Genomic DNA, 435 nt, shown 5'->3' with positions numbered 1-435 from the left:
CAAGGCCTGTATGCCGACTCCGCGCGCGGTATGCTGCGTCGCATCAACTGGTATTTACAGGCGTGGCCGCAGCTGGCCGGGTTGTATGAGCAGACGCTCCAGCAGTCGGCTGACGCTCGGCAACTGCGTGAAATTGTCATCGAATACGATAATGTCTACGGTATGGCGTTCTACGAACAGTCCGTGGTAGAAGCATTCCCCGATGCGCCGCATGTCAGCTATATCGAACTGCTGCGCGCGCTGCGTCTGGATAACAACAGTAAACCCACGCTGACCCAGGCGCAGCTCGATGCCAGCAAACCGGTGTTTGAGCAGAGCCAAAAATTGCCGCTATGGCGCGATCTGCAACTGAACCTGTGGCTGGCGACGGAGAACTACGCGGCGATTATTCAGGCCGTTACGCCAGCGCAGAAACTTGCCGCTCACGATACGCTC

At 57.7% G+C, this 435-nt stretch carries 1 pseudogene; it reads left to right on the top strand.

Going from position 1 to position 435, the window contains the following annotated elements:
* A pseudogene (locus FDX22_RS15975) lies at positions 1-435 on the top strand (hypothetical protein); the annotation flags it as partial.

It is taken from the genome of Citrobacter sp. TBCS-14, from assembly GCF_005280805.1.
GTDB classification, from domain to species: Bacteria; Pseudomonadota; Gammaproteobacteria; order Enterobacterales; family Enterobacteriaceae; genus Citrobacter; species Citrobacter gillenii.
Note: the sequence above shows the minus strand (reverse complement) of the source record. Positions and strands in the feature narration are given on the sequence as shown.